At 70.2% G+C, this 12,717-nt stretch carries 12 protein-coding genes; 6 read left to right on the top strand and 6 right to left on the bottom strand.

From position 1 onward, the window contains the following. Positions 1-36: 36 nt before the first annotated feature. Both FHS23_RS09165 and FHS23_RS09160 read left to right on the top strand, forming a co-directional pair. Entirely contained in the window at positions 37-1,857 is a 1,821-nt protein-coding gene (locus FHS23_RS09165) for an FAD-dependent oxidoreductase (protein ID WP_183651661.1), read from the top strand. A gap of 59 nt (positions 1,858-1,916) precedes the next feature. After that, entirely contained in the window at positions 1,917-2,846 is a 930-nt protein-coding gene (locus tag FHS23_RS09160; protein WP_183651658.1) for a dioxygenase family protein, read from the top strand. A gap of 89 nt (positions 2,847-2,935) precedes the next feature. Here FHS23_RS09160 and FHS23_RS09155 read toward each other — a convergent pair whose 3' ends face one another. The 4 genes from FHS23_RS09155 to FHS23_RS09140 all read right to left on the bottom strand — a co-directional run bounded on the left by FHS23_RS09155 (position 2,936) and on the right by FHS23_RS09140 (position 7,377). Next, complete coding sequence (locus tag FHS23_RS09155) at positions 2,936-3,631, bottom strand: DUF1028 domain-containing protein (protein ID WP_221219309.1); 696 nt, start codon at positions 3,629-3,631, stop codon at positions 2,936-2,938. Between the two features lie 93 nt (positions 3,632-3,724). Continuing rightward, positions 3,725-5,074 (bottom strand): NADP-specific glutamate dehydrogenase, encoded by a 1,350-nt coding sequence (gene gdhA / locus FHS23_RS09150; RefSeq protein ID WP_343053774.1) that lies wholly within the window; start codon positions 5,072-5,074, stop codon positions 3,725-3,727. A gap of 378 nt (positions 5,075-5,452) precedes the next feature. Further along, positions 5,453-6,085, bottom strand: coding sequence for a response regulator (locus FHS23_RS09145; protein WP_183651655.1), 633 nt, complete (start codon positions 6,083-6,085; stop codon positions 5,453-5,455). Next, positions 6,082-7,377, bottom strand: a complete 1,296-nt coding sequence (locus FHS23_RS09140; protein WP_183651652.1) for a sensor histidine kinase — start codon at positions 7,375-7,377, stop codon at positions 6,082-6,084. Before FHS23_RS09140 ends, FHS23_RS09145 begins: the two co-directional genes overlap by 4 nt. A gap of 183 nt (positions 7,378-7,560) precedes the next feature. Between FHS23_RS09140 and FHS23_RS09135 the strand changes: the two genes are divergently transcribed. The 4 genes from FHS23_RS09135 (at position 7,561) to FHS23_RS09120 (ending at position 10,549) form a co-directional block, all read left to right on the top strand. Next, a complete protein-coding gene (locus FHS23_RS09135) occupies positions 7,561-8,631 on the top strand; it encodes an FtsX-like permease family protein (protein ID WP_183651649.1) in 1,071 nt (356 codons plus the stop codon). A gap of 15 nt (positions 8,632-8,646) precedes the next feature. After that, complete coding sequence (locus FHS23_RS09130; protein WP_183651646.1) at positions 8,647-9,429, top strand: ABC transporter ATP-binding protein; 783 nt, start codon at positions 8,647-8,649, stop codon at positions 9,427-9,429. A gap of 10 nt (positions 9,430-9,439) precedes the next feature. Further along, on the top strand, positions 9,440-9,859 hold the full coding sequence (locus FHS23_RS09125; RefSeq protein WP_183651643.1) for a DUF6153 family protein: 420 nt from the start codon (positions 9,440-9,442) through the stop codon (positions 9,857-9,859). A gap of 69 nt (positions 9,860-9,928) precedes the next feature. Further along, positions 9,929-10,549, top strand: a complete 621-nt coding sequence (locus tag FHS23_RS09120) for a DUF305 domain-containing protein (RefSeq protein ID WP_183651640.1) — start codon at positions 9,929-9,931, stop codon at positions 10,547-10,549. Between the two features lie 182 nt (positions 10,550-10,731). On the opposite strand, the gene FHS23_RS09115 is transcribed toward FHS23_RS09120, so the two are convergent. Then, on the bottom strand, positions 10,732-11,448 hold the full coding sequence (locus FHS23_RS09115; RefSeq protein ID WP_183651637.1) for a cache domain-containing protein: 717 nt from the start codon (positions 11,446-11,448) through the stop codon (positions 10,732-10,734). Positions 11,449-11,481: 33 nt separating this feature from the next. Continuing rightward, a complete protein-coding gene (locus tag FHS23_RS09110) occupies positions 11,482-12,225 on the bottom strand; it encodes a GntR family transcriptional regulator (RefSeq protein WP_183651634.1) in 744 nt (247 codons plus the stop codon). Positions 12,226-12,717 lie beyond the last annotated feature (492 nt).

Genomic DNA, 12,717 nt, shown 5'->3' with positions numbered 1-12,717 from the left:
ACAAGGCCGGGTGCCGACGACGGAGGCCGGTGAACCATGGTGACTTTCGACGACGGACTCTCCGAAACCGCACAGCCGACCACCACCGTGATCGAGACCGACGTGCTGATCGTCGGTTCGGGGCCCGCGGGCGCGTCCGCGGCCCTGTTCCTGTCGACGCTCGGCGTCCGCAACACGATGATCACCAAGTACCGCTGGACGGCGAACACGCCGCGGGCCCACATCACCAACCAGCGGACCATGGAGATCTTCCGCGACCTGGGCATCGAGGACCGCGTCCTCGCCGACGCGACCCCGCACCACCTGATGGGCGACACCGTCTTCTGCACCGCGATCGCCGGTGAGGAGATCGGCCGCATCCTCACGTGGGGCACCCATCCCGCGCGCCGCGCCGACTACGAACTCGCCTCACCGTCGCTGCCGTGCGACATCCCACAGACGTATCTCGAACCGACCCTGGTGCGCGCCGCCACCGTGCGGGGCACGCAGACGCGGTTCAGTACCGAGTACCTCGGCCACACGCAGGACGACGAGGGCGTGAACGTCCGGGTGCTCGACCGGTTCAGCGGCACCGAGTACACGATTCGCGCGCGGTACCTGATCGGCGCCGACGGTGCGCGCTCGCAGGTCGCCGCCGACATCGGCCTGCCGTACGAGGGGCGCATGGACATCGCGGGGTCGATGAACATCACGTTCAAGGCCGACCTCTCGCAGCTCTGCGGCCACCGCCCCTCGGTGCTGTACTGGGTGATCCGCCCGGGCGCCGACGTCGGCGGGATCGGCGCGGGCCTCGTGCGAATGGTGCGCCCGTGGAACGAGTGGCTCATCGTATGGGGCTACGACATCGAGCAGGGACCGCCCGAGGTGACCGACGAGGACGCCGTGCGGATCGTCCGCGAGCTCGTCGGCGACCCGGAGCTGGACGTCGAGATCACCGGCGTCTCGCTGTGGGGCAACAACGAGCAGTACGCCACGAACCTGCAGCACGGCCGAGTGTTCTGCGCGGGCGACGCCGTCCACAAGCATCCGCCGAGCAACGGGCTCGGCTCCAACACGTCGGTCCAGGACTCGTACAACCTCGCGTGGAAGATCGCCGCGGTGTTGCAGGGCCGGGCCGGCCCCGGCCTGCTCGACACGTACACCGCCGAACGGGCACCTGTGGCGCGGCAGATCGTGGTGCGTGCCAACACCTCCGCCCGCGAGTTCGGTGCCCTCTTCACCGCACTCGGACTCGACACGGCCGCCGACGCCGAGCAGATGCGGGCACGGTTGGAGGAGCGCAAGGACGACACGCCCGAGGGTGCGGCGAAACGCGCGGCCGTGCGCGCGGCGATGGCGCTGAAGAACTACGAGTTCAACGCACACGGCGTGGAGCTCGGCCAGTACTACGACCCCGCCGTGTCATCCGCCGTCGTCGGCGACGGCACGTCACGACGGGCGCCGACGCGTGATCCGGAGCTGTACTACGAACCCTCGACCGACCCGGGCGTGCGCCTGCCCCACGCGTGGGTGGGCGACGGGATGCGGAAACTGTCCACCCACGACCTGGCCGGCTACGACGGATTCACGCTGCTGACCGGGGTCACGGGCGAGCCGTGGGCCGCCGCGGCGCACAAGGCCGCCGAGGCGCTGGGAGTACCGGTCGAGCCGGTCGTGATCGGACCGGGCCGCGCGGTGACCGATCTGTACTTCGACTGGGCCGAGCTGTGCGGCGTGGCCGAGGACGGGGCGGTGCTCGTGCGACCGGACAAGCACGTCGGCTGGCGGAGTCACAGGCTCGTCGACGACCCCGAGCGCGAGCTCGTCGCCGTGCTGAGCCGCATACTCGACCGCACCGGCGACCCGGCCACCGACTGAACCGTCCGGTGCCGGAGCGGAACACTCCGGCCGGGCCCGAACCGAGAAGGAGCCGACGTATGACCACGACCGAGGAATCGTCCGCGGCACCCGGCGGACGCGAGGTCTCCGAAGAGCAGCGCAGGATCGAGGAGCGGCTGACCGAGCAGGTCGTCGCCTCGTTCGCGGGCGCGGGCGACGCTCGGCTGCGCGAGGTACTCGAGTCGCTGACCCGCCATCTGCACGCGTTCGTCCGCGACGTCCGCCTCACCGAGCAGGAGTGGAAGCAGGCGATCGACTTCCTGACCGCCACGGGCCACATCACCGACGACAAGCGCCAGGAGTTCATCCTGCTGTCGGATGTGCTCGGTGCGTCGATGCAGACGATCGCCGTCAATAACGAGGCCTATCGGGACGCCACGGAGGCCACGGTCTTCGGCCCGTTCTTCGTCGACGACGCGCCAGTGGTCGGCAACGGCGGCGACATGGCGGGCGGCGCGCCCGGTGAGCCGTGCTGGGTGGAGGGGACCGTGCGGGACACCGACGGCACGCCCGTTCCCGGTGCACGCGTCGAGGTGTGGGAAGCCGACGAGGACGGATTCTACGACGTCCAGTACGACGACGGCCGGGTCGCGGGCCGCGGGCACCTGTTCACCGAGCCGGACGGGAGTTTCCGGTTCTGGTGCCTGACGCCGACGCCGTATCCGATCCCTCACGACGGCCCGGTCGGGCGGCTGCTCGAGGCCGCGGGGCGGTCACCGGTCCGGGCGGCCCACCTGCATTTCATGGTGACCGCGACGAACCTCCGCACCCTCGTCACACACATCTTCGTCGAGGGCGATCCGCAGTTGGAGATCGGCGATTCGGTGTTCGGCGTCAAGGAGTCACTGGTGAAACGTTTCGAGCGCCAGAGCCCCGGCACACCCACGCCCGACGGCCGCGACCTCGGCGACCGCACGTGGACCAAAGCCCGGTTCGACATCGTCCTCGCCCCCGCCGCGGGCGCCTAGCGCCGCGTGGCGCCGCGGGCGGATACGTCCCCGTGCGACGTGCCTCTCGAGCCCGGACAGCAGACCCGGGAGGCACGTCGCACCGGACCTCAGGCGTCGTCGCCGGGCATGAGTCGTTCGAAGCGGCCCTCGGGCTCGTCCCGGGTGGGCAACGCATCGATGAACGGCAGCAGTTCCCGTTCGGCGATGTCGTGGACGCGGCGAAGTTCGGCGACCGGATCGTGGTGCTCGTCCACCCGCAGGTCCAGCTGCGGGTACGGACGGCCGCCGTGGACGTACAGTGCGGCGCTTTGTTTGCCGCGCCGGTCGCCACCTGCTTGCTGGCCCGCCTCCAGCGCCTCCAGTAGCCGCCGCGAAAGCGGACCCGTCGGGGTGGACTCGAAACGATCGGCCATCGCATCGACCGTGGCGCCGCCGACGAGCGTATTGCCGGCGACCGCATACCCGTCGCCCAGCCGGTGACCGTTCCAGGGATGGGTCTGCGGTCCCGTGTGCGCCGCGGCGCGCCCCTCGGCGTCCACGATCGCCAACTGCCGCTCGTCGGCCCCGGGATCGGCGTCGAGCAACTGCCGCATCGTGTCGTGGGCGGACCGACTCCGCAGCAGGTCCAGACCGTCGACGCCCAACAACGGATTGATCAGCGCCTGGGTGGCGATCGCACCCGCACCAGCGCGGGCGAACACCGCCAGTCCGCCGATGGCGGGCATCGCCGTGCTGATCGCTACGCCGCACTGCCGGGCCCGCACGTCGTAGGCGACGATCGAGAACGTTCCTGCTCGCATCATGCCGACCTCACCGTTCACCGCCGGAACAGGCGGGGCCGTCCCGGTGGACCCGCCGCCTCCGGCGGCCCCGCGGCGCCGCCGGAGACGCAGGCCTCATACCAGCCCCAACGCCAACATGGCGTCGGCGACCTTCTTGAACCCGGCGATATTGGCGCCGGTGGTGTAGTCACCGGGCACGCCGTACTCCTCGGCCGTGGCGTAGCAACGCTCGTGGATGCCGACCATGATCTGTTCGAGACGTCGTTCGGTGAACTCGCGGGACCAGGAATCGCGAGAGGCGTTCTGCTGCATCTCCAGCGCCGAGGTCGCCACCCCACCGGCGTTGGCCGCCTTGCCCGGACCGAAGGCGACACCGGCGTCACGGAAGACCTGGGCGCCCTCGGGCGTGGTCGGCATGTTGGCACCCTCGCCGACCGCGATACACCCGTTACGCACGAGCAGCGCCGCTTCCTTGCCGGTGATCTCGTTCTGTGTCGCGCTGGGCATGGCCACCTCGCACGGCACCTCCCACACCTGTCGCTTCGGCACGTACCGTCCGCTGGGTCGCCGCTGCACGTACTCCGCGAGCCGCCCGCGCTCGACCTCCTTGATCTGCTGGACGAGGGCGACATCGATACCGGCGTCGTCGACCACGTACCCGTCCGAGTCCGAACAGGCCACCACGATGCCGCCCAGTTCCCGTGCCTTCTCCATGGTGTAGATCGCCACGTTGCCCGAACCGGAGACGACGACGCGCTTGCCGTCGAACGTCTGACCGCGGGCGGCCAGCATCTCCTTGACGAAGAACGCAGCGCCGTAGCCCGTGGCCTCGGTCCGGATGTGGGAACCACCGAACGCCTCGGCCTTCCCTGTCAGCACGCCGGACTCGTAGCGGTTCGTGATCCGCTTGTACTGTCCGAACAAGTATCCGAGTTCGCGGCTGCCGACCCCGGTGTCTCCGGCGGGCACGTCGGTGTACTCACCGAGATGCCGGTAGAGCTCGGTCATGAAACTCTGGCAGAACGCCATGATCTCCCGGTCCGAACGCCCCTTCGGGTCGAAGTCCGAGCCGCCCTTGCCGCCTCCGATCGGCAGGCCGGTCAGCGCGTTCTTGAACACTTGCTCGAACCCGAGGAACTTCACGATTCCCTGGTAAACCGACGGATGGAACCGGAGCCCTCCCTTGTACGGCCCGAGCGCGCTGTTGAACTCGATCCGGAAGCCGCGGTTGATGTGAACGTCTCCCCGATCGTCCATCCACGACACCCGGAAAGTGATCTGCCGTTCCGGCTCGCAGATTCGTTCGATGATCTTCGCCCGGCCGTACTCGGGATGCTTGCCGACCACGCGCCCGACGCTGTCGAGCACCTCCCGCACCGCTTGGTGGAACTCCACCTCGCCGGGGTTACGGCTGACCACCTGCTCGTAGACAGGCTCCAACGTTTCGTGCACGAGCTCACTCACCTCTACTCCACAACCAGGCGACGACACGCCTCACACCAATCGAAGCGGTCGGCCAGCTTAACGGGCAGACTCCGCACCCGCCCGAACGCCACGGGTGTCCCCGGACAGGCGGAACCCCGACTCCGCAGGACGTCTGGCCTGGTCAGCCACGTGCGTGAGCGCGGTGGTGCTCCACACGGCCCGATCGCACGACTACGGTGACATCGGTCATGTCCCGGCACAGGCGGCGACTGCGGACCGGCCCTCCATGACTGCCGGCATCCGGCGCAACCCGCGGCGCCGGATGCCGGCTTCGGCACGGGTTCGTACCGGCACGATGTCGCGGAGGCGCCTCGCACAGCCGCACAGATCCGCTCGGCCCCGGCCGTGCAGTTCGGATCATCGGCGAATGAGACCGCGGCTCTGCGCCGCGGCGACGGCGGAGGTGCGGGATTCCACGCCGAGCTTGTCGTAGATGTGGACGAGGTGCGATTTGACCGTTGCCTGGCTGAGGAACAGCCGCTTGCTGATTTCGTGGTTGGACAACCCGTCGGCGACCAGACCGAGCACTTCGGTCTCTCGACCGGACAGCGCCGTGGCGGGTGTGCGCATCCTGGCCATGAGGCGGTCGGCGACGGCAGGCGCCAACGCCGACCGCCCCTCCGCGGCCGCGCGCACTCCCTGAGCCAGTTCGTCGGGCGGCGCGTCTTTGAGCAGATATCCGGTTGCGCCCGCTTCGATCGCGGCCAGGATGTCGGCGTCGGTGTCGTAGGTGGTGAGCACCAGCACTCGCGGGGCCTGCTGTCGCTCGGTGATCGCCGCCGTCGCCTCGGAACCCGTCATACCAGCTCCGAATTGCAGATCCATCAGCACCACGTCGGCTGCGGTCGCCGCGGCGACCCGCACCGCCTCCTCCGCGGACGAAGCTTCGGCCACGACCCGGAAGTCGGGTTCGGTGTCGAGCACCGCGCGCAGCCCGGTGCGCACCACCGGATGATCGTCGGCCAGTATCAGTCGGATCCGTCCGCTCATCGTGAGGCCATTCCCGCCGGTGCGCCGTCACCGGAGGCGCTGCCACCGGAGGCGCTGCCACTGGAGGCGCTGCCACTGGAGGCGCTGCCATCGACAGCGCCGTCACCGGATCGGTGGGGGAAACTGACCGCCAGCGCCGTGCCGTGACCGGGCGCGGATTCCACCGTGCAGTTCCCGCCGAGGGAACGGGCTCGGGCCCGCATGGCGGCGAGACCGAAGCCGCCTTCCCCTGTTCCGGTACGCGATGCGGCCGTCTCCGGATCGAACCCGACCCCGTCGTCGACCGCGTCCAGGGTCAACGCGGTGTCCATGTAGCTCAGTGTCAGCTCGGCACGCGTGGCCGCGGCATGCTGGATCGTGTTGGCCAACGCGGACTGTGCGACACGCAGCAACGCGACCTCGTGCGGCGTCGGCACCTCGAACGGTTCCCCGCTGACGTGGAACTGCACCGCAAGGCCGGATCGCTGCTGGGTGCTCGCGCACAGTCGCTGCAAGGCGGTCGGCAACGAACGCCCTTCCAGTTCGACCGGCGCCAGGGCGTCGACCAGTCGTCGAGCCTCAGTCAGGTTGTCCTGCGCGGCCTGCCGCGCCCGGGTGACATGCGGAGAGGCTTCGTCGGGACGCTCCGGCAACGCGCGCTCCGCCGCGCGCAACAGCAACTGGATACTGGACAGGCCCTGGGCGAGAGTGTCGTGAATCTCCCGGGCCAGCCGTTCCCGTTCGGCGAACACCCCTGCGGAGTGTTCCGCCGCGGCCAGGTCACTGCGCGTCGCCCGTAGTTCTTCGATGAGCCGGCGTCGCTGCTCACTCTCCTGGTACAGGGCCTGGTAGCCGAGCACGGTCGCGACCGCGACGGCGGCACCGAGCGCAGGACCGATGATGACGGGCGCCGCGATCTCGCCCTGATGCCACAGGAACCCCGCGATCGCCACGACCGTGGTGGCCGTCACGGCGACCAGTCCCCAGCGCGTCGGCAACAGGTGCAGCAGCAGGAAGAACAGTGGGAAGGCCAGCCACACACCGTCCGGGGTCAGCCAGAGCAACAGCGGCCAGACCACGAGGAGCGCGCCGAGCCACGCGGCCGTCACGCGTGGCGACCGTCCGACCCGGGGCAACAGTGACCCCGCGCCGTAGATCACGCCCAGCACGGTGGCCACGGCAAGCACCGACGGCGCGTGCGGCAGGCCGTCGAGGAACGCGCGAACGGCCGCGAGCGCGAGCAAGGCGGTCAGCAACAGGTGCAGGCAGACCCGCAACACGCGAAGCGGGCGGTCCAGGGTGTGCGGGTTCAACGGCGCCTACCTCCTCCCCGATCCAGTGTGGGCGCTGCCCGGACCCGTCGCATCAACCGAAAGTCGGAGCGCGCGATGACCCTTTCGACGCTGCCGGACCCGACCGCGGCGCGATGATCCGCGCCGTGCCGGCGATCAGAGTGGATGCCGTACCGGACGTCTCCAGGAAAGGACGGCAGCACCGTGTTCGTCGCGTGGCGGGATCTGCGATTCGCGAAAGGGCGGTTCACCCTGATGGGGTCCGTCGTCATTCTGATGACGCTACTGGTCGGACTGCTGTCCGGGCTGACTGCGGGACTCGCAGCACAGAGCACCTCGGCGGTGACGGGCCTGAACGCGGACCACATCAGCTTCGCCGCACCCGCCGACGGCGAGGGCCCGTCGTTCACCCGGTCCGTCGTGCACCCGGAACAGTGGCGCCGGCTTGCCGAGGTTCCCGGCGTGACCAGCGCGAGTCCGCTCGGTATCGCCACCGTCGAAGGCAGCACCGGTGCCGGGGGCGCCACCACGGCCGTGTCCGCGTTCGGCGTCCGGCCGGATTCCGATCTCGCTCCGGCCCCCGTGTCCGCGGGCACGGTCGTACTCTCCGCCGGAGCCGCCGACGAGCTGTCCGTGCAACCCGGCGATTCCCTCACCGTGTCCGGACACCGGTTGACGATCGGCCCCGTCGCCGGCGACGCCTCGTTCAACCACACCCCCGTCGCGTGGTTGAGCCTGTCCGACTGGCAACGCCTCTCGCCGGCGGCCGGCCCTCACGCCACGGTGGTGGCGCTGAGAACCAGTGCGGAATCCGGGCTCCCCGCCGCCGACCGACGGCTGGGGACCACGACCGTCGGCACGGGCGAATCGCTGTCCGCCATCGGCTCCTACACCGCCGAGAACGGCTCGCTGCAGCTGATGCGCGCGTTCCTGTTCGCGATCTCGGCGCTGGTGATCGGCGCGTTCTTCACCGTGTGGACGATCCAACGCAGCCGCGATATCGCCGTACTGAAAGCGCTCGGCGCGACCACGAAGTACCTGTTGCGCGACGCACTGGGCCAGGCCGTCGCGCTGCTCGTCACCGGCACCGCGATCGGCAGCGTCCTCGCCGCGGTCCTCGGCGCCGCGGTCTCCGACACCGTGCCGTTCGTCCTCGACGGCACGACCGTCCTGGTGCCGGCCCTGGTGATGGTCCTGCTCGGCGCCGGCGGCGCGGCACTGGCCGTCCGCCGCGTCACCGCGGTCGACCCGCTCACCGCCCTGTCCCACCACTGAAACGAGGAGCCTGCCATGGGCCTTCAACTCTCCGACATCACACTGACCTACCCCGACGGCGACAGCTTTCTGACCGCGCTCGACGGCGTCGAGCTGGACGTGCCCAACGGTCATCTCACCGCCGTCATCGGGCCGTCGGGTTCGGGAAAGTCCAGCCTGCTGGCCGTAGCCGCGATGCTCGTCACGCCGGACAGCGGCCGGCTCGTCGTCGACGGCACCGACGTTGCCGATCTCGACCGGCACGCACGCACCGCGCTGCGCCGCACCACGGTGGGCGTCGTGTTCCAGCAGCCCAACCTCCTGGCCTCGCTCACCGCCACCGAGCAGCTGCAGGTGATGGCGCATCTCGACGGCACGCCACCGAAGGCAGCGAGAAAGCGGGCGGCCGAGCTGCTCGACGCCGTCGGTCTCGCGGGGAAGGCCGGCAGGCTTCCCGGCCAGCTCTCGGGCGGGCAGCAGCAGCGGGTCAACATCGCACGAGCACTGATGAACGATCCGAGCGTGTTGCTCGTCGACGAACCGACGAGCGCCCTCGACCGGGAGCGCAGCGCCGCGGTCATCGATCTCATCACCACGATCACCCACCGGAGGGGAACGGCGACCGTCCTCGTCACCCATGACCGCTCACAGCTCGGCGGCGCCGACCGGGTGTGCGAGGTCGTCGACGGACGGCTCCGCGACCACCACCCCACCGCAGAGGTGGTCGCACCCACGGAGAACGCGCCGTCGGCTCCCGTCCGCGCGGGCACGGAGGTGCCCGCGCCCGGCACGCGACCTGGTTCATACCGTCCCCGGTAAAATGGGCGACATGGTGGGCGGGCAGTGGCGGTGGCGGCTGTTGATGCTGCTGACCATCCCTGTCCTGTTCGGTGTACTCGGAATGCACGCGCTGGTCGCGCCACCCGCCCCACCGGGACAGGTGGGACCGGAGACCGGAATCGCCGTGAGCGGACCGGCCACTGCGCCGCACGCCGCACAGGAAGGCACCCAGCACCAGTCCCGCGGCGGGACACACACCGAGCACGATGGCCTGCCACATCTACTCCACCTGTGCCTCGCGGTGCTGTCCGTTGCCGGACTGGCCGCGCTGGCGACACAGTCGTGGCTCACCCGGCTACCGCCGCCGACACCGGCGGCGCGACCGTCCCGGCCGGGCGGCCGGCGGCCGGTGCAACGACCGCCGCCGGTCTCCCGGCGGCTCGCACAGCTCTGCGTGATGCGGACCTGATCGGCATCCGGCGCGACACGCGTCGAACCCGGACCGATCACACGTCATCCACACAGGAGCCCACTGCACATGAAGATCACGAGCGTGGCGGCTACCGCCACGGCACTGACCGCTGCCTTCGTTCTGACCGCCTGCTCCGACGAGGCCGCCTCCGGGAACGCGCCGAACTCCACACCGGCCGTCTCGAGCCCGTCGGACCCGACGGCGCAGGCTTCGGCCGAGCACAACGACGCCGACATCGCCTTCGCCCGCGGCATGATCCCGCACCACCAACAGGCGGTCGAGATGTCGAAACTCGCCGCCACGCGCGCCGGCGGCGACGTCCGCCGACTCGCCACCACGATCGAGCAGGCCCAGTCCCCGGAAATCGCCAAGATGCGCGGGTTCCTCGCGTCGTGGAACGCCTCGGAGTCCGGAATGGACCACGAGGCCGAAGATCACGAGAGCGGGGATCACGGCGGCGACTCCGGCATGATGTCCGATGGTCAGATGAGGCGGCTCGAGCAGGCTGACGGCGCGGCCTTCGACCGCATGTTCCTCGAGATGATGATCGCCCACCACGAGGGGGCGGTACGGATGGCCGGGGCGCAGCTCACGGACGGGATCAACCCGGAAGCAACAACGCTGGCGCGGGAGATCATCGCCGCCCAGCGAGCCGAGATCACCGAGATGCGAGACCTTCTCGGATAACATCCGCCGGGCCATGCGACCCCCGGCGCAGCGGGGACTACGGCGCGGTCGCCGCCCGGCACCGACGTCGGACAGCGTCGGTGACGAGGTGCTGTCCGCGCCGTGTTTCCCGAGCAGTACGTGAATGCTGTCAACCGGCCCGCGCACTGCTCGGCGACGGGTGCCGCTGCCGGATCACACCGTCATCGACGAGCCTTGACCAGGCGCCAGCGCAGATCGCCGCCGAGGTCGACGGCCTCCGACCAGCTCGCACCCGGCTCGCCGGTACGCAGCAGCGTCCCGCTCCACCAGCGCGCACTGGTGGAGGCCACGACGCGTTCGTGCTCGTTGAGCAGCACGGTGTCCGGGGACCGCGACCGCAAAGACTCCATCAGCAGCCGCTCCACTCCTTCGACCGCGACGTCGGCGCCGAGCACGTCGACGAAGCCGTCGTCGTGGACGACCGGCACGGCCAGGGTGATCGTGTGCTCGTTGGTTCCCGCGAAGTCGACGAACGGGCCGGTGACGGTCGGCCGCCCGGTGCTCCGGGGCAGGGCGAACCACTCCTTGCCGACGTAGTCGTAGAAGTGATTGTGCGCCGGATCCAGGTTGTGGCGGACGAACACGGCTGGCTCACCGTCCTCGCTGCGCCACCACTCCATCCAGCGCGGAGCGTCGGCGAGATGACCGTCGTCCAACGCCAGACCGACGCCCTGGACGAACCCGCGGTGCCGGTCGATCATCTCCGCCAGGGCGGGTTGGACCCGCGGGAGGTCGGCTCGGTGCAGCGGCCGCGGCGCGGGCGCCAGCGTCCGGACGACGTCCTCGGCCGTGGCACCGAGGTCCGTCAGCACACTGTCGACGCGCTCCCTGATGCGTTCCGCAGGGCGGCGCAGCGACGTCGGATCTCCGTCGGTCACGACCTTCACCTTCTCGCCTGCGCGTTTTCGGCATCATGGTTCATCGCGCACCGCCAGGTCCAGGTGCAGATCGAGCAGGTACTGCACGCGTCCTTCGACGTTCCGCATCACCACGTCACGCGCCGTGTCCGCGTCGGCACCGTCGATCGCAGAGATGAGCGCAGCGTGCGCGCTCTCCGTCACCGGGTGATGATCGGCCTCGCCGCCGACCATCCAGAACAACGACGCCAACTCGTCGTGGAGATGCACGATCGACTGCGTGAGCCGGGCGGAGTGAGCGATCACACCGATCTCGATATGGAAACGACTGTCCGCGCGCCGCCGCTCGTCGGCGGTCTCGGCGCGGCGGAAGTGTTCGGCCAGTGACCGCAGGTGCTCCACGTCGTCACCCGCGGCGCGCTGGGCTGCCAGCCGTGCGGCGCCACCGATCACCGCCGCGCAGGCGTCACCGAGGTCGCGGAGCGAGTCGGCGCTGCGCTCGCGCAGCCGGTTCAGCACGGCCTCGGGCGGCGGCTGCGTGGCGCTCCGCACGAAGCTGCCGCCACCGCGGCCGCGGCGGGTCTCGATCACACCGCGCTGGCGCAGCCGTTCCAGCGCCTGCCGAAGCGTGCCGGTCGAGATGCCCAGTTCGGCCGCCAGCTCCGACTCCGGGGGCAGCCTGTCGCCGTGACTGAGCAGTCCGACGGCGACCGCGGTCTCCAGCTGCCGCGCCACGTTCTGCGGCAGGCCCGGACCTTCGGTGGCGTCCAACCGCAGATACGCAGCAAAACTCGACACCGTTGCGTTTCCTCTGTTCACGACGTGGTCCAGGCTCGGTCGAACGTGCGGACGAAGGCGCACGGCCCGCCTGTCACGGTACGGCACCGATTCGGCGTAGCCGTCACACCCGACTTCACACGGACTTGTCATTTAAATTTGGTTGTTTTATGTTTCCTGCGCCGCCGTCCACCCGGGCCGCCGCCGGGCCGTGTTCAGCGTCGAACACCTCGTCCCCGGCGCGCGGACCCGACGAGTTATCGGGAGCAGGTCCATGACGACGACGTCGGGCCACCGCCGGCACACCCGGGCCGACCCACATGTCCCTGGCCCGGTCGCCGGAGCCTCGGCAGGGCACCCGGACGCCCGCTCCACGCCCGCTCCCGGACGCGGCATGCCCTGGTCGGCGCGTCCTGACCGGCCCCGGACCTCCGGGTGCCGGTGCCGGCTCGCGCTGTCCCGCCCGCACCCCATGCGCGGGGACGCGGGCCGCGGCGCCGACCGATATCCGCT

Source organism: Prauserella isguenensis, from assembly GCF_014191605.1.
GTDB classification, from domain to species: domain Bacteria; phylum Actinomycetota; class Actinomycetes; order Mycobacteriales; family Pseudonocardiaceae; genus Prauserella; species Prauserella isguenensis.
This window is presented reverse-complemented; position numbering and strand designations above follow the sequence as displayed.